Origin of the sequence: Flectobacillus roseus (assembly GCF_030056595.1) — a bacterium.
GTDB classification, from domain to species: Bacteria; Bacteroidota; Bacteroidia; order Cytophagales; family Spirosomataceae; genus Flectobacillus; species Flectobacillus roseus.
In genome coordinates this window covers 205,169-222,850 of the sequence record NZ_JASHIF010000012.1, presented here as the reverse complement: position 1 = coordinate 222,850, position 17,682 = coordinate 205,169, and the positions used below count along the sequence as shown (strand labels likewise).

General features: G+C 38.2%; 12 protein-coding genes. 7 read left to right on the top strand and 5 right to left on the bottom strand.

Annotation, left to right across the window (positions count from 1 at the left end):
* Positions 1-59 precede the first annotated feature (59 nt).
* The 3 genes from QM524_RS16165 to QM524_RS16155 form a co-directional block, all read right to left on the bottom strand.
* Positions 60-995 (bottom strand): fasciclin domain-containing protein, encoded by a 936-nt coding sequence (locus tag QM524_RS16165; RefSeq protein WP_283345368.1) that lies wholly within the window; start codon positions 993-995, stop codon positions 60-62.
* Positions 996-1,213: 218 nt separating this feature from the next.
* Positions 1,214-2,503, bottom strand: coding sequence for a sodium:proton antiporter NhaD (gene nhaD / locus QM524_RS16160; RefSeq protein ID WP_283345367.1), 1,290 nt, complete (start codon positions 2,501-2,503; stop codon positions 1,214-1,216).
* Between the two features lie 197 nt (positions 2,504-2,700).
* Positions 2,701-3,903 carry a pyridoxal phosphate-dependent aminotransferase gene (locus QM524_RS16155; RefSeq protein WP_283345366.1) on the bottom strand — a complete coding sequence of 401 codons (1,203 nt, stop codon included), beginning with the start codon at positions 3,901-3,903 and terminating at the stop codon, positions 2,701-2,703.
* Between the two features lie 790 nt (positions 3,904-4,693).
* On the opposite strand from QM524_RS16155, the gene QM524_RS16150 reads away from it, so the two are divergent.
* From QM524_RS16150 to QM524_RS16120, 7 genes are all read left to right on the top strand, one after another.
* Positions 4,694-5,515, top strand: coding sequence for a DUF3667 domain-containing protein (locus QM524_RS16150; protein ID WP_283345365.1), 822 nt, complete (start codon positions 4,694-4,696; stop codon positions 5,513-5,515).
* Positions 5,516-5,614: 99 nt separating this feature from the next.
* A complete protein-coding gene (locus QM524_RS16145; protein WP_283345364.1) occupies positions 5,615-6,853 on the top strand; it encodes a metallophosphoesterase family protein in 1,239 nt (412 codons plus the stop codon).
* 105 nt (positions 6,854-6,958) lie between these two features.
* Complete coding sequence (locus QM524_RS16140) at positions 6,959-7,576, top strand: PepSY-like domain-containing protein (protein WP_283345363.1); 618 nt, start codon at positions 6,959-6,961, stop codon at positions 7,574-7,576.
* 240 nt (positions 7,577-7,816) lie between these two features.
* On the top strand, positions 7,817-8,944 hold the full coding sequence (locus QM524_RS16135) for a lactonase family protein (RefSeq protein ID WP_283345362.1): 1,128 nt from the start codon (positions 7,817-7,819) through the stop codon (positions 8,942-8,944).
* A gap of 166 nt (positions 8,945-9,110) precedes the next feature.
* Positions 9,111-14,522: a T9SS type A sorting domain-containing protein gene (locus QM524_RS16130; protein WP_283345361.1), complete on the top strand. Its 5,412-nt coding sequence runs from the start codon at positions 9,111-9,113 to the stop codon at positions 14,520-14,522.
* Between the two features lie 384 nt (positions 14,523-14,906).
* Positions 14,907-16,154: a peptidase U32 family protein gene (locus QM524_RS16125; RefSeq protein ID WP_283345360.1), complete on the top strand. Its 1,248-nt coding sequence runs from the start codon at positions 14,907-14,909 to the stop codon at positions 16,152-16,154.
* On the top strand, positions 16,147-16,371 hold the full coding sequence (locus tag QM524_RS16120) for a ferredoxin (RefSeq protein ID WP_166577118.1): 225 nt from the start codon (positions 16,147-16,149) through the stop codon (positions 16,369-16,371). The genes QM524_RS16125 and QM524_RS16120 overlap by 8 nt, the downstream gene beginning before the upstream one ends.
* A gap of 21 nt (positions 16,372-16,392) precedes the next feature.
* On the opposite strand, the gene QM524_RS16115 is transcribed toward QM524_RS16120, so the two are convergent.
* Positions 16,393-17,013 (bottom strand): NADPH-dependent F420 reductase, encoded by a 621-nt coding sequence (locus QM524_RS16115; RefSeq protein WP_283345359.1) that lies wholly within the window; start codon positions 17,011-17,013, stop codon positions 16,393-16,395.
* 86 nt (positions 17,014-17,099) lie between these two features.
* Positions 17,100-17,675 carry a TMEM175 family protein gene (locus QM524_RS16110; RefSeq protein ID WP_283345358.1) on the bottom strand — a complete coding sequence of 192 codons (576 nt, stop codon included), beginning with the start codon at positions 17,673-17,675 and terminating at the stop codon, positions 17,100-17,102.
* Between the last annotated feature and the right edge of the window lie 7 nt (positions 17,676-17,682).

Here is a 17,682-nt window from a genome sequence, read left to right as displayed (position 1 = left end):
GAAAATAAATAGCCCTCGTCCAAAGTCGACGAGGGCTAAGTAAAGACACTATCTACTATTTATGGTAACAATACTTTGTCGATTACATGAATTACACCGTTGGTAGCCAGAATATTAGCTGAAGTAATATTTGAGTTTCCGCTTGATTTACCGATTACTTTAGCTCCACCTGCTAAGTTGAATGTTACCTTCGCCGCCGGATTAGCTGTCGCGACCTCCCCCGAAACATTTGGTAAGTCTGTAGAGAATACACGTCCCGGTACCACATGGTATAATAACACATTGGTCAAAAGTGTACGATTGGCTGGGTCTAATAAAGTTGCTTTTGGCACAGTTTTGTAAAGTTCTGTAAAAGCGGCATTCGTAGGAGCAAAAACTGTCAATCCACTTGCTGAAGCCTGAGATAGAGCAGTTACTACAGCTGGGTCGGCAGCAGTCACTAGACTTACAAGTTCTGAGAAGTTGCTGTTTTCTGCTGCAATAGTAACCAAGTTTTTAGTAGGAGGAGTAATCACATTATCAATTACATGAATTACACCGTTTGAAGCATCCACATCCGTAGCAATAACTTTGATATTACCATTGATAAATACACCATCTGCATTTTTCGAAATGTAAATCGGGCTACTAGAGTTGAGCGTTGGTACAGTACCCGAAGTTACATTGGCTGCCATTACTTCTCCCGAAACCACATGGTTGGTTAGGATATTGGTAAGGTCAGTGTTATTAATACCATCCAGACTAGTAATACCCGCTTTTGTAAATGCTGTATTGTTGGGCGCAAATACCGTAAATGGTCCTGTTGCTTTCAGCGCAGTGACTAAGTTGGCTTTGGTTAAAGCAGACACTAGGGTGCTAAATTGTGGGTCTGCAATGGCAACATCTGTGATGTCTTTTGTCATGACCGTGTTGTTTTCTTCGTCTTTTGAGCATGCGCTCAAGCCAAGTAATACGAAGCCTAATAAGGCTAGTCCTGTTTTTTTAAGGTTTTTCATAAGTATAAAGGATTAATGTTTAATTCACCTCTATAACTTTGGCTCTTGAAAATAGGATATTGAAAACGGAGTGAAACAACTATATTATGGTGTGAAACCTAAATTCTTTTCCGTGAACTGTTCGATTTTATTACTGAACTTTAGGCGTATTTTAATAAAAATGCGCTCTATATTTTGTTGAAAATATAGAGCGCATTGTGGAAAGGAGGCTTTAGACTCTAATAAAGCAATAAAAACACTGCAATGCCTGCAAAATAACCCAAGAGGGCGGGAAGACTGATTTTGCGCATATACCAGATAAAATCAATTTTCTCCATACCCATTACGGCCACACCTGCCGCCGAACCGATGATTAGAATGCTTCCGCCTGTACCAGCACAGTATGCCATGAATTCCCAAAGTTTACTGTCAACAGGATATAGAGCTAAGTCATACATACCCATCGAGGCGGCCACTAAAGGAACGTTGTCGATAACGGCAGAGGCTAAACCAATGGTAGTTACAATAATATCTTGATTACCAATAGTTTTATCCATCCACATAGCCAAGTCTGAAAGCAGATGCGTAGACTCGAGGGCTGCGATAGCAATTAGAATTCCCAAGAAGAATAGAATACTCGACGTATCGATTTTGCTGAGGGCATGTGCCACCGAAAAAGGCTTACGATCTTCTTCGTCCTTACCACTGTGTAAAATTTCGGAAACAACCCAAACGATACCTAAGCCTAGTAAAATGCCCATGTAAGGAGGTAAGTGGGTAATGGTTTTGAAAACAGGCACAAACAATAAACTGCCCAAGCCAATAACAAGCATAATGGTTGAATTTTGTGTTTCTACAATAAGTTGATGCGTATTTTCGGGCGAATATTGTTCCTCATTGGCAGGTAAAGATTTTACTTTTCCTTTGAGTCGAGAAGTCATAAACAAAAGAGGAATTAATAAAGAAATCAAGCTTGGTAAAAATAAACCTTTCATAATATTACCTGCTGTAATTTGTCCTCCAATCCATAGCATCGTAGTGGTAACATCCCCAATTGGCGACCACGCTCCACCTGCATTGGCAGCAATGATTACGATACCTGCAAAAAGCTTACGAGTCTCAGGCTCTTTTATGAGTTTGCGAACCACCGAGATCATAACAATGGCTGTAGTTAGGTTGTCTAAGGCAGCAGAAAGGAAAAACGTAATGAGTCCTAAAATCCAAAGAAGTGTTACTTTGTTTTTGGAAGTAATGCGGTCGGTAATAAGTTTAAACCCATGATGGGCGTCTACCAACTCCACAATAGTCATGGCACCTAGTAAGAAAAATAGGATTTCGGCAACACTTCCCAAATGATGCGAAAGCTCTTCGACTACCTTTTCAGATTCATGAGCACTTCCGAGCGCATATACTGTCCAGCAAGCCACGCCTGTGAGCAAGGCCGTTGCCGTTTTGTTAATTTTGATAGGATGTTCAAGGGCAATGGCCAAATAGCCAAGGGTGAATAAAATAACGATTCCTGATAGCATGATAAAAGGGATAATGATACTCGATAGAGTTTCGAAGGTACCAAAATACAATATAAAGTCAAAACCCCTGCTTGGAAGAACCAAAACAGGGGTTTTAAATATGATTGCGGAATTGTGAGTGATGAATGTAAACTTTACTTACTAATCTATTATCTCACTAACTTCACTTTGCATTATTACACTAAGCTTAAAGTTGCTTATTTCAATTTAGCTACAGCAGTCTTAATTCTTTCGCAAGCTTCTGCTAATTGTTCGTCAGCGGCAGCAGTTGAAATACGCATACAGTTTGGAGCACCAAAGCCTGAACCAGCTACAGTAGCTACAAAAGCCTCAGCCAATAACCACATACAGAAATCGTCAGAGTTGTTGATTACTGTTTTGCCATCAGTTTTACCAAAGTAGTAGCTAATATCTGGGAATGCGTAGAACGCACCATCTGGCATGTTTACTTTGAAACCTGGGATTTCACGCAACAAACCAACTACAAGATGACGACGACGGTCGTAAGCTTCTTTCATTTTGTAAGCCTCATCCAAAGGACCATTGAAAGCAGCAGTAGCAGCTTTCTGAGCGATTGAACAAGTACCTGAAGTAACTTGACCTTGTAATTTCTCAAGACCTTCTGCAATCCATTTAGCAGATGCCGTGAAACCAATTCTCCAACCAGTCATCGCATGACCTTTTGCAACACCATTTACAGTGATTACACGGTCTTTGATAGCTGGAATAGAACCGATAGAGAAGTGACCACCTGCTGTAAAGTTGATATATTCATAAATCTCGTCAGCTAAAACGAAGATATTTGGATGTTTTTCAACAATAGCAGCGATAGCTCTCAATTCTTCCTCAGTATATACCGAACCAGTAGGGTTGTTTGGAGAAGCAAACATCACCAATTTAGTCTTAGGTGTGATTGCTGCTTCAAATTGCTCTGGAGTTACTTTGAAGTTATTATCAAAAGAACCTTCTACGATTACAGAAGTACCTTCAGCTAATTTTACCATTTCAGAGTATGATACCCAGTAAGGAGCAAAGATGATTACTTCTTCGCCAGGGTTTACCAATACCGAAATAGCGTTTGCCAAGGCGTGTTTTGCTCCTGTAGAAACTACGATGTTTTCTGGACCCCACTCAAGGTTGTTGTCACGTTTTAATTTATCGGCAATTGCTTTACGCAAGTCAGGGTAACCAGCCACTGGTGAGTAACCGTGAAAACCAGCATCAATAGCGTCTTTAGCAGCATCACAAATGTGCTTTGGAGTTTTGAAATCTGGTTCACCTACAGATAAACTAATCACTTTGTGACCTTGAGCTGCCAATTCGCGAGCTTTTTTGGTCATTCCCAACGTAGCCGACTCTTCTAATGCGTTGATTCGACTTGATAATAATTCGACAGACATTGTTTTTGTTGTTTCGGATTATGAAAAAAACGAGGAAGATTTGAGCAAATTACAGTCACCCCCAAAATTGCACAAAGTTACTTGAAGGAGATTGCTTAAACTAACTTTTTTTTGATTAATTAATATTGGCTTTTATTTTTTGTAAACTTGTTAAAAAAAGAGTATTTAAATTATTGAAATGGTAATTTTTTTGGACAGGGAAAGGAGTGAGGCGTTAGGGGATAGGTTTTGGTTTTAGGGAATGGGCACAAAGGTACAGAGTGTTTGAGTGTTTTTTAGGGGATAGGGGTGAGGGTATAGGCACTAGGCACTAGGGGTGAGTCGCTAGGGGAATGGTTAACAATATGAAAGTTTTCCACTTAGCGGGTGAATTTATTCACCCGTAACGAAAAGGTTTAAACAGCTTCAATGTGGCGTTGTTTTGGGTATTCAAATTTTTCTGATTGTTCATTGACAAAGAATTCAGTATTTTGCGCTTGAAGGATAGGTAAGTATGAGTGCTGAATTGTGAGTGATGAGTTTTGAAGGTAATTTTTGAGCTTTCGGCTTTCGGCGGTGGGCTATGGGGAAAGTGCATGTCTGTGGTCGTTAAAAACATTTTAACACTCTTTGCCTTATGCCTGTTGCCTTGTCCCTAACACACAAAACTTAACTATAATTCTGCACTAATACTTAATATCAGAAATCTGAAATAAATTATTTTTGTATCCTTTGCTCATTACTAATTCACAATTCATTATTCACAACTCACCATTTTAACCTCTCCATTATTAGCCAAACCTATATTTGTATGAGTCATTCGCACGAATTAATTCATTGTAAAAACTGTCAAAACGAATACCACGGGCACTATTGTCCAAATTGTGGGCAAAAAGCTACCACCAAAAGACTGGTTTTCAATGACATATTTTCGGAACTACTCAACGCCTTTACTTATTTCAACAGAGGCTTGTTATATACCCTAAAAATGATGAGTACTCGTCCAGGGCATTCGGTAAGGGAGTATGTACAGGGAAAACGAGTGAATCATTTTCATCCTGTTAACTATCTTTTGTTGATTGGTGGGGTGGCTACTTGGATCTACATTCATTATTGGGATGATCTTTTCAATATGGGAATTATGTTCCAGAATATGAAATCCAAAGAACAAAAAGCTGTGATGCCTTTTGTCAAAAAAGCCTTACACTTTGCTTTTGAAAACTATACCTATCAACTCATGTTTAGTATTATATTGTATGGTTTTTTCTCGATTAAAATTTTAGGAAAAGAACGATACAACTGGGTTGAAGGCATTGTTTTACATCTTTTTGTACTTTCACATTCTGAACTGATTAAGTTACTTTTGTTTCCATTTTTGTTTTTTTTGAAAAATAGTATTGTTGGTTTTTATGTTCAATCCATGATATCTTCCCTCATCAGTATGGTATATATGATTTGGGCGTATAAGCAGTTTTTCGAGGAGAAAAGTACTTGGTCAGCGATTGGAAAAACATTACTTTCTATATTCGCAGCGGCTATCGTAATTGCTGTGATTTCTGGTTTTGGAGGATTCTTTATCTCGCTTTTTGGAGATAAAGCTGCCTTGATAAACGCTGTGACTGGAGGAAAATAAATAAGAGTGCTGGGAGATAAATTTTGAGTTCGATGTATTGTACTAAGCCAAAGTACACAGTTGACAGCCCAAAGCCCATTATACATAATTGATTTTAAAATGAAGATATTACATACCGCCGATTGGCATTTGGGTAAAAGATTAGATATGTTTTCTCGATTGGAGGAACAACGTGAGGTATTGGCTGAAATCGTGGAGATTGCCGACAAAGAGGATGTAGATGCTGTGATTGTAGCAGGTGATTTGTTCGATAACTTTAATCCTTCTTCCGAAGCTACCGAGCTGTTGTATTCTACTTTACATCGTTTGTCAAACAATGGAACACGCGCTGTGATTGCCATTGCAGGCAATCATGATTCTCCTGAGCGTATCGAAGTACCTGATGCCTTAGCCCGTGCTTGCGGGATTATTTTTGTGGGGTATCCAAACGCCTATTTACGTCCCTTCACTACCGATGGAGGCATTGAGGTATTGCATGTAGATAATGGATATATGGAGTTGGCATTGCCCAAACAGCAAACGCCATTACGTTTGATTTTGACACCTTATGCCAACGAAGTACGCTTGAAAACGTATTTGGGAGTAGAGGATACAGAGGATAGTCTTCGCCAGCATTTGGCACAGCACTGGAAGCAGTTGGCAGACCAATATTTCGACGAAAAAGGGATTAATTTCTTGGTAACACACCTCTTTATGATGAAAAATGGAGGAGAGCAACCTGAAGAACCAGATGACGAAAAACCAATACTTCATGTAGGTGGCGCCTCTGCGATTTATTCTGAAAATATTCCTCCTCAAACGCAGTACGTAGCCCTGGGACATTTACACAGATTCCAAACGATTGATACAGAACCGTGCCCAATTATTTATTCGAGTAGTCCTTTGGCCTATAGTTTTTCTGAGGCTAATCAAACCAAATATGTTGTTGTCGTAGAAGCAGAAGCTGGTAAGCCTGTGAGTCTTACGCCAGTGGCATTGACCAAGGGTAAAAAACTATTGCGTAACAAATTTACCGAAGTAGAAGAGGCTATAACTTGGTTGGAGGAAAATCAAGACGCTATTGTTCAGATTACGATGGTGACGGAAAGTTATTTAGAATCGGCAGATAAGAAAAGGCTGATGGAGGCGCATCCGATGATGATGCCTATTATTCCTGAGGTGAAAAATTTGCAAAAAGGCAATGATGGTACTTCCAAAATTGTGAGTATAGATAACAAAAGTATGGAAGAACTTTTTGTAGAATATTTTAAAAATAGCAAAGAAGGAAAAGGTCAAGCCCCAAGCGAATCTTTGATGGAGCTTTTCAAAGAAATACAATCAGTAGAGATTTTTGAATAATTTTTGTCGAGAAGGCAACGGTTTTTGTAGACCATCAGTCATGTACTTATGAAACGTTTCAACTATATTTTTTAATCTCATAAAAAGTTAAACCAATAAGTACACATGAAAAAACAATTGTTATTATTGTTGATGGCTGTCGTTGGCCTTTATATGGTGGCTTGTCAATCACAAGATGCTACGCCTTCAAGTGATGGTGATTTGGAAGCAGTCCAAGTATCAGCAGCTCGTACTGCCGCGGATTCTACTACAAAACCTAAACGTAAAGGCAAACTAACTCCTATTGATTCTACTGCTCTACCTAGCAAAGTTATTTCTTACATCAGTGCAAACTATGCTGGTGCTCAGGTGAAATTTGCTGCGAAGGATTCTTTAGGACAGTATTTCGTTGGTATTTTTGTCAACAAGACTCACACTGGTTTATTATTTGACGCAAGCGGTAATTTTGTTCAGATTATCGAAAAATATGGAAATAAAGCAAAACTAACAGACGTAGCTATCTCTACCTTGCCAGCTTCTGTAACTAGCTATGTTACGGCCAATTATGCAGGTTATACCATCAAGAAAGCAGGTACTAATGCCGATGGTAATTTGTTTGTAGGTATTGCAAATGATACCACAAGAGTCGTGTTGGTATTTGACTCGGCAGGTACTTTTGTTAAAGTAGCCGACATTCCTCCAATGAATGGTGGTCGTGGCAAAGGAAAAGGTAGAGGACATTGATCATTTGAAAATTAGGGAATTTGAAGATTTGAAAATGACCTAATATTCAACGATTACTTCCAGCATAATGCAAATAGCTTAATGCAAACAAAATATTTTAAAAGTGTAATTTGTGTAATGCACATAACCACGTTCTTGTTTTGAGAACGTGGTTTTTTATTGGGTAAAGTACAATATTTTACTTCCAGAATACTAACTTCGTTTTGTTAAAGTATTTTATGTCAAACCTTCAGCTATCCCGTGAAAAAACTATTGCTACTCGTTGGACTTACCATGACGACCATGGTGAATGTCCTAGCCCAAACAGCGTCCAAAGAATTTTATATGATTGTGGGTACCTACACTGCCAAAACTAGCAAAGGCATTTATGTGTATCGTTTTAATCCTACTACTGGAAAATTACAATATACTAGTCATGTTAGTGGTGTCAAAAATCCTTCCTTTGTGGCAGTTTCACCAACACAAGAAATGGTGTATTCGGTAGGAGAAACCGATGGCGATGGTACCGTAAATTCTTTTAGATTTGATAGAAAACAAGGAGTGTTGTCCTATCTCAACTCACAATCGGCAGGAGGTCCAGGTTCTTGTCATGTGACTACCGACCGTACAGGAAAGTGGGTTATGGTAGGTAATTACGGAGGAGGAAGTTTGAGTATTCTCCCTGTAGAATCAGATGGAACACTCGGAAAAGCTACCCAGACCATTCAACACACAGGAAGCTCAGTAAACAAAAATCGTCAGGAAAAACCACATGTTCACTCTGTGAATGTTGCGGTAAATAATACCGATGTTTTTGTGCCAGATTTGGGTGTGGATAAAGTTTATACCTATAAGTTAGATACACAAAAAGGGCTTTTAAACCCTGGTAAACCTGCTTTTACTAGCTCGACACCAGGTTCAGGACCGCGCCATTTTGTATTTTCTCCTAATAACAAATACGCTTACGTTATTGAAGAACTTACGGCATCAGTTACGGCATATCGTTATGAAAAAGGCGCTTTAAAACCCATTCAGACGATTTCGACCGTGCCTTCTGACTACACTGGGCTCAAGTGGGATGCTGATATTCATATTTCGGCTGATGGTAAATTTTTGTACGCTTCCAATCGTGCACACGAAAGTATTACGGTATATGCCATTGACGCTAAAACAGGTAAACTTACATGGGTAGATAATACACCAGTAGAAGGCAAAACGCCAAGAAACTTTGCGATAGACCCGACAGGTAATTATGTAGTAGTTGCCAATCAAGATAGCGATAATATTACCGTGTTTAGTAGAGATAAAAAAACAGGTAAGCTCAAATACACAGGCTATTCTATAGAAGTGTCGATGCCTGTATGTATAAAATTTGCTGATGCGTTGTAGGGGATAATATTTTCCAATACGATAAAGTAACGTAAAATTAACTGCGATTATACCGAGAGGCTTGGTGATTGATATCACTAAGCCTTTTTTGATTTTGAGTGAAGAATAAGTTTTTTATCGAGTGAAAAACTTTATTTATTTGTAGTCTAAAATTCAACATCATATTATGAAACACCTTTACCTAATTATTTTGCTACTATTTAACTATCAGTTAGTTTACGCACAAAAAGCTTCATCAAATTCACCAGTATGTATTGGGAGTACAGTTTCGCTGACTGCCAGTGGAGGAAGCTCCTACAGTTGGACAGGCCCCAATGGTTTTTCCTCAAATCTCCAAAATCCTTCGATACCCAATGCGACCGCATTAGCCTCTGGAAGATATACTGTAATCATTGATCAAAAAAGTTTTACACAAGACATAGTTGTAGGACAACGCCCGCAGTATCCAAGATACATGTTTCAAGAAATTACAGGTGCAAAATTGTCGTTAATCTCTGTTCCAGGGCTAGAGTCCGACTATATAACCTATGCTTGGACAGGCCCCAATGGATTTAGTAGCAATGATAAGATTCCTGTATTTAAGGGCTTCAATGAGAAGGTACAAGGACTATATAAAGTGAAAATAACAGATGATTACGGTTGTATTCAAAAGGACTCGATTATTGTAAAACTCACAAATGTAGATTGTCCTTATTCTTTAACAGCATTACTTCAGTCAAGTCAGACTGGTACAAATAAGGAAATTTATATAGCATCATCATCTTCTCGTGATTACACTTTCTGCAAAAATACATTTGATAAATTAACTATCGATACTACCTATTGGGGTAGTGATGTGAAAGTTACATGGTTGAAAAATCAACAGCAAATTTCTGTAGGAACTCCTACAATTGGTATAGACACTGATGGAACATATAGCGCCATTGTGACCAAAGGTGCATGTAGGTATGTTTCTTCTCCCATTAATATTAAGCTAACAGCCAATACACCAGTTTTAATAACTACAAGTGTAAAAAGCAATATTATTTGTGATAAAAATGGCTCATTAACTTTGAATGGTAGTACTTATGGGCAAACTGTAGACCAAAAGTATGTTAATTGGCAATGGTTAAGAAATGATAAACCTATCGACAACACATCTGGATCGAGTATTACGGTATCAGATGAGGGTACGTACAAATTAGTAGTGCGTGATGCATTTTGCTCAGGTATATCGGAAGGTTTTGTCGTAAAAAAGACTAATAAGATAGATGCCAATCTATCTGTTAGAACTAGCGTTCTTAATAAATATGACACCAGAGAGTTTTTGGTTTGTAACGACTGGTCAGATTACACTTATTTGTGGGTTGAAGGAGCTGGAGCAAAGCAGTTATTTCTAGAAGGAAAACTCATTGGAAGTTATTCTGAATGGGAGACGCTCGTTTCAACTGATGATAAATTTGGAACTTTTGTACTGAAGGTACAGAATGGTGCCTGTGAGGCTTACGACACATTAACGATTACGAAAGGAAGTAAAGCAACTGCAGTACCCATTAGAAATAGCATAATGAACTTTGACATTTGCAAAAACCCTAATGAGGCTACGTCCTATCTTTCTATGAAAGAGTATATTGGTGGTGATTGGAGTAGTATTTGGTATAAAGATGGACAAGAGTTCAAAACTGGATATGGTACATCCATGAGAGAACCTGGAGTATATCAGTTTATTGCTAAAAATAGCAAGACTGGTTGTGTGGCTCAAAGTCAATTATTAACTATTTCTCCAGCTAAAACACCGTTTGTCTATAAAACTTTTGAAAAGAAGAATATAAAAATTTGTACGGGTAATGAATACACACTTTCAAGCCCAGAGTGTCAGAGCACTTATATTACTCAAACATGGAAAAAAGATGGTAAAACTATTTCGCCAGATACCGATAATCCTTGTAATTTGACAGTCAGTGAAGGAGGGAAGTACTGGGTAGAATGGCAGTTACAAGATTGTACTAATTACTCAGATACAGTGACGGTTGAAATTACCCCAGCACTAGCACAGCCGATATTAAGTATGAGTTGTAATGGAACCTCATTTCAACTAAGCGCTGGTTCTAGTACTGCTAATACCTTCTTTTGGTACTCAAAGGGAGTTTATTTAGGCGCAACTAATTCGCCAAATTTACCAATAGATCAAGGAGCTAATAATAACTATCAAGTTGTGGCATACACACAAGGAAGCTGTCCCTCCATTTCTTCTTTTTTGAATGTCAATAATAAACTTGCGGTCGAAAAAAGTATGATAACAGCCTGTTCTGGTACACCGTTTACTTTTTCAGCACAAACCAATTTGAAAAATATTCAGTGGAGTGGACCAAATAATTTTACTTCTTCTAATGCACAATTACAAATATCTAATCCTTCACTTGCCAACAGTGGTGTTTACACCGTAAGAGCATGGGATACCAATATTGCTTGTGCTCTTACAGCAGATGTTTCGGTGTATGTATCAGTCGTTCCTACAATGACTTATTTTTCGACCTTGGAGGCTTGTGAAGGATTTACTTTTAAGTTTCCTAATCCTTTGTCTTTACCCGACAACAAGAATGTATCTTTTCCTGCAGAAACCTATGAGTTATACGGACCAAATATCAATCAGAAGGGTACATTAAATACCTTTGATGTTACAATTCCTGTTTATAATAAGAACTATGAAGGAACTTACACGTTGGTAGGTTACTCTCCTTATTCGTCGTGTCCTGTGAAAGTTACAACACAATTAAAAACTGTTTCTACCTGCAAAGACCTCCGCATAGACCAGCAAACCCTTAATTCCCTGAAGCCGCCTTGTCCGAATGGAACATTTGATTTACCCATCACACTGGTAGGAGATTTTCCTTCTAATCAGCAGATTGTGGCTAAAATGGAGCAAAATGGTACTGTCATTACGGTAGGAAAGGGAACAACTAGTCCTATCAAAATCACTATTCCACAATGGTTTGATGTAGCTAATGTGTGGGTTGAAACCGTAGATGGAAGTATTATTTCTTCCAAAAGAACCTTTGCTATCAATTCAGTAGATAAAAATAACGTACCCAAATTATTACCATCATCAGAGAGTGAACTGATTAGTAAAACCAATTTTTCAGGATGTGACTCGCTAGTATTGAAGATTGATAATGTTTCTGCTTTAGCGCTGGACAAATCAAATACTCAATGGTTTTATAATCAAGCCTTGACCACGACAAAGGATGTAAGCTATACTGTCAAACAGAATAAAGGAGGGCAATATGCTGTTCAAGTAGCATTTGCTTCGGGCTGTTCGTTAAAAAGTGAGGAGGTAAATGTTAGCTTTCAATATATTTATCCACCCATTAATGTTTACACCTACAATAACGATAACTATTTGTATTGTGGCAGAGAGAGTATGACTATTAGAGCCAGCTCATATAATAATGCAAGCTATTCTTGGAGTCGGAATGATACGCTTATTGCCTCCACAAAATCGCCAACTTTAGAAATTAACAAGGAAGGTGTGTATAAGGTATCGATGTCTCTGGGTGCCTGTCGTTCAAATTCTGAAACCTTGCAAATTAATACCCGAAAAGATAAACTAATACCTGTTTCTATTTATTTGGGAGATATGGCAGTAGCACAACCTCTTGCTTGTAATTCCACCAATTATGTTCTCTATTCGAGTATAATAGAACCCAAAAGTATCGTGTTTTCTTGGTTAAAGAATGATGTTAAAATTCCTAATGTAAACACTGAGAATTTGCCAGTAACTGAGTCGGGGAGATATAGGCTTCAAGTAAGCTCAGGAGATTGTTTTGGGTTATCAAATGAGGTCATGATTAATAACCCATTAGTACCACCCACTATTGAATTTTCTATTACTACATTAGCTGATGAACTAAACCAGTACAATAGTATTCAGCCAGATACCATCAGTATTTGTAGTGGAAGTGGTATAAACCTAAGTTTTTCGATGTATAATAATCTTACTTCGGCGCAAGAGAAAAACTTGGTAAGTGGTACCCAAATATGGTATAAAGACAATCAAGTTATTTATATTCATAAATATGAAAATAATACCAATACCACCTCGTCTTTTTCAACTAATACTTTTTCCACTTACTCCTATGATTGGGGTCAGGCAGGGCTTCAAGAAGTTGGTACCTATAAAGTGGTGGTGAGTACAAAATTTAAAGATGGTTCAAGTTGTGATTTTTCTTCAAAAAACCTTACGCTAGTCTGGGCAAAAGATACCGTTGGTCTTCGATTTGTTCATTCAGGCTTAAGTGCCGCTTTGTATCCTAACGTAAGAGAATTAAGAACATGCTCTAATGAGATAAGACCATTTGAGGAATATATAAAATCAACGACGGGAAGGGTTAATGTAGCGAAATATACGATTCAGAAAAATAATGTAACGGTCAAAACAACCACATCCTTGGATACACTAAATAAGTTTACGATTTCAGAAAAGGCAACTTATCGCTTGATTGTAAATTATGTAACAGGATGTGTAGCCAAAACGCAATCAATCAATTATTATCCTAATTCAATCAAGGTTGAGCTAAGATCTGATTTCCCTTTTTATATTACGAATGACTCTTTGAAAATTTGTAACACCATAGATGACAGCATTGAATCATCGATATATAGTGCTAATTCAGACCAGTTTTCAAAAAACTATCAGTACGTATGGTATAAGGACAATAGTCCAATCAAGAATACAGATGCGCATGTGAAACAAGTCTCTGAGGGCATTTATCAGTTGAAGGTATCTTCAGGAAATTGTACAGGCGAATCAAAAAAAATAGTTGTATATAAACCTAAGTTATCTTTACCCGTTACGCCTGCAGATTCTGTGTATTTCTGTGAAGGTAAAACGGTAGAATTGAAATTGCCAGAAGCAAAAGGATTACGATACCGTTGGCAATTGAATCAGCAAGAAATCGAAAATGCCACGACCGCATCTTTGACAGTAAATAAGTCAGGAGTTTATCGAAGCCTAGTTTACGATGAAAAATGTTGGGATATGAGCCCATCTGTTAAAATTGGGCAACTACCCAACATCCCAGCCACAGCCAGTATCTCAGGCGACCAATCGATTGATTATGGCAAGGAAGCTAAGTTGAAGGTGGACTTGGGTTCTCACGCTCCATGGACTTTTAAATTGTCGGATGGACGAGAATTTACCGCTCAGAAAACACCATTTGAGATTACGGTAAATCCTTTATCGACAACCTCCTATACACTTTCAGAAGTAAAAAATATCTGCGGTACAGGTACAGTAAGTGGTACCGCCAAAGTTACGGTATTGGTATTAGGTATAGAGGAGGAAAGCGGTATTCTTGTAGAGGTATTCCCAGTGCCAACTTCAGATTATTTGACATGGAAAGTTAGAACCGATAAGCCTGCTTCCTACGATTTACGCTTAAGCGATACACAAGGACGAGTGTTGGAGGTGCAACATAATACCACACGTTCCCAAGCGCATGAAGGTCAATTGAATATTAGTACATTACCAACAGGCGTTTATTTCCTGCAACTGACCGTCGGAGATAAAACTTTTATTCGTAAGGTGATAAAGGAGTAAAGAGTTTATAATGAAGCTGTTTAAAGTTACTAGTTCAAGACTTAGTCTTGGACTTACTTTATAAAACAGTTTAAAACTGTTTTATCCAATTCAATGGTGGGGTTCAAACACCTATCGGTCTATTACTCGTTTTGTCCAGTAATCAGATTCGTATTAGTACACTTCGAGCTTATTCTTCTGGTTTTAAATACAGTCTAATTAACAGATAACTTCCTTTACTGAGGTGCTCAAAATTGATAAATATCAGTTTTGAGCACCTACTTTTATTATACAGTGAAAATGTCTCGGCACCTAACTTTGCGGGTTTTTAAGGAAGACTTGTTTTGAAATAAGACAAGTCTAAATCGTATCTCATGGAGATAGATTTTCAAAGAATTTTGCAAAATGACACAATCATCTATAGAAATCATGGCTCCAGCTGGCTCTTGGGAGTCGATGATGGCCGCCATCAAAGCAGGAGCTAATTCGGTATATTTTGGGGTAGAACAACTCAATATGCGTGCTCGCCAAACCAATAATTTTCTGGTTGATGACCTGCCCGAAGTAGCTCGTGTTTGTGCTGAACATGGAGTGAAAAGTTATATTACGCTCAATACTATTATTTACGATCATGATATTTCTTTGATGCGAAGAATTATTGATAAAGCTAAAGAAGCAGGTATCACCGCAGTGATTGCTTCAGATTTAGCAGTGATGAATTACTGTCGGAAAAAAGGGATGGAACTCCACATTTCAACACAATCAAATATCACTAATATCGAAACAGTCGAACTCTATGCCGATTATGCTGACGTGGTGGTAATGGCTCGTGAGCTGACTTTGAAACAAGTCGGGGACATCGTAAAAAACATTCAACGAAATCAAATTACTGGTCCATCGGGTAATTTGGTACAAGTCGAAATTTTTGCACACGGCGCTTTATGTATGGCTGTTTCTGGAAAGTGCTATTTGAGTTTACACTCCCATAATGCCTCGGCAAATCGGGGGGCTTGTATTCAAAACTGCCGTCGAGAATATACGGTTATTGATAAAGAGGAGGGAATAGAGCTCGAAATCGATAATGAATATATCATGTCGGCAAAGGATTTATGTACCATTGATTTTTTGGACAAAATCATTGACGCAGGAGTGAAGGTCTTAAAAATTGAAGGTCGTGGACGCGCTGCCGATTATGTCTTTACCACTACACAGTGTTACCGACAAGCGGTAGATGCCATAGCAGATGGTACTTATACACCCGAAAAAATTGAACATTGGAAAGCAGAACTTAGCAAAGTATATAACCGAGGCTTTTGGGATGGATATTACCTAGGTCGTAAAATGGGCGAATGGAGTAATCAATACGGCTCGGTAGCTACTCAGAAAAAGGTATATTTAGGAAAGGGAGTGAAGTATTTTGAAAAAATAGGCGTTGGGGAGTTTTTACTCGAAAGTCAAGAAATCAACCTTGGCGACCAATTGATTATTACAGGGCCAACCACTGGGTATGTGGAGGCTGTAGCAGAGGAAATACGAAACAATGAAGGTAATCCCGTAACAACTGCAAGTAGAGGCGAAACCATAGCGATACGAGTGACTGAAAAGATACGTCCGTCCGATAAACTTTACAAAATCATACCTGCTCATGTTTAAGTTGATTCATTACAGAAACCGTTGTATTGGTTGCAATGCCTGCGTAGAAATAGCCTATCAGCGCTGGCGTATGTCCAAAAAAGATGGTAAAGCTGTACTGTTGGGAGCTATCGAAAAAAAGGGAATTTATCAAATTCAGCTTAACGAGGACGAACTCCCCGAAAATGAACAAGCGTTAGAGGCTTGTCCTGTAAAGGTTATTCAGATTGTGAGGTGAAGAACCTCACAATCTCTAATCCTATCTTTTGAGAAGCTTAAATCCAATCTCTCTACCTTGTCCTTGAAACATCGCAAGATTAATCCAGAAGAAGGCAAATTGTTCCATCAAATCAAATTTATCATTGCCACCTACGTCATAGCAGTTTTCAAATCCTGCATCGATAGCTAATTGTTGAGCAATAGCTTTCCCCTTTGTGGAATCTCCAGCAACAAAAGCATCTATTGTTTGCTCACCATAACGAGGATCCAACATATTGTTAAAACCTGTTGTATTAAAGCATTTTACTACATCATTTGTCAGGGTATTAGCCAAAATCGCCTCACTTGTATTGCTAAACCCAGCTGGTTCACGTCCCATAACAATATTCATGGTATCGATAATTACCTTATTGCTTGTATCACCTAATGATTGGGATATTTCAATTGCATAAGGAGCTGGCGTTGCTAGTATAATTACCTCTGTTTGCTCAACTGCACTTCTGATAGTCGTAAATCGGTCTTCACCAATTTGAGATGCTAGTTTGATGGATTTTTCACTGAGTGGAAATTTAGCGCCTATCAAAACAGTATGTCCAGCTTTGATAAACTTTTGAGCTAATGCCCCACCCACATTACCTGAGCCTATAATTGAAATTTTCATAAAAGTAAAAAGTTAAAAATCTAAGAATAGGTAAAGTTGATAGTCCTGTTACTATTTTAAACAAGACAAATTTTAGGATATCGGCATTACTTATGAAATCTGTCTGGCAAAAAATACCAGAGAGGAATGCCAATAAAAATGAAAAAAGACAGATACACAGATACCAATGCCAAAGGAATAGAAAGAAGATATAATGAGCAGGAAATCCAGTTGCTTTTTTGTATGGTACTATTGTAAGGAATCAGTTTAGCATGGATTTCTACGTATCTCCGAAGTATCAAGAAACCAAAAGCATTTAAAAACATAATAAAACCATAGAACATAACGGCTTGTGGCAACAAGGGATAGGATGCCAAAAAACTAGTAGGCATCGGGATTAACGACATAGCAAAGAGTAGAAACAGATTATGCCAAATTAGCTTGGTACCAACATGAGGAATTTTGTCAAACATGGTATGATGATTAAGCCACAAAATACCCACTACCACAAAGCTTAGCGTGTAAGATAATACCTTGGGTATGACTTTGACTAGTGCCTCTGAAACCTCTTGGCTTGAAAAGCTCTGAGACAATTCTGGTATCTTCAACTCAAAAGCCATAATGGTAATAATAATTGCGATTACCCCGTCGCTAAAAGCCTCAACTCTACTTTTACTAAGCATTGTATCA